The organism is Roseibium aggregatum (genome assembly GCF_014692675.1).
In the GTDB taxonomy this organism is placed as follows: domain Bacteria; phylum Pseudomonadota; class Alphaproteobacteria; order Rhizobiales; family Stappiaceae; genus Roseibium; species Roseibium aggregatum_C.
This window is the reverse complement of sequence record NZ_JABFCZ010000115.1, coordinates 1-402: the sequence shown is the minus strand read 5'-3', so window position 1 is coordinate 402 and position 402 is coordinate 1. Positions and strand designations below refer to the sequence as shown.

Here is a 402-nt window from a genome sequence, read left to right as displayed (position 1 = left end):
GTCGTGGTGATTGGCAAAGTTGAAGGTCAATATGCCCATGTTTATTCTGTCGATACCGATAATTTTGGCGACAGCATTGCGTTGACCGATGCATTAATTGAAAGTGGGCATCAAAATATTGCCTGCCTGCATGCTCCGCTTGATGTCCATGTTTCAGTGGATCGGGTAAATGGTTATAAGCAGAGCCTGGCTGCGCATAATATTGCAGTGCGTGATGAATGGATTGTTGACGGCGGTTATACCCATGAAACAGCACTGCAAGCCGCGCGGGAATTATTAAGCCAGTCACCGTTGCCTGAGGCAGTGTTTGCTACTGACAGCCTGAAATTAATGAGTATTTATCGTGCGGCAGCAGAGAAAAATATTGCTATTCCGCAGCAGTTAGCGGTGGTGGGTTATAGT

General features: G+C 46.5%; 1 protein-coding gene. It reads left to right on the top strand.

The genetic code is table 11. From position 1 onward, the window contains the following. Positions 1 to 402: substrate-binding domain-containing protein (locus HK439_RS26550; protein WP_190294477.1), on the top strand; the 402-nt coding region annotated here is incomplete at both ends.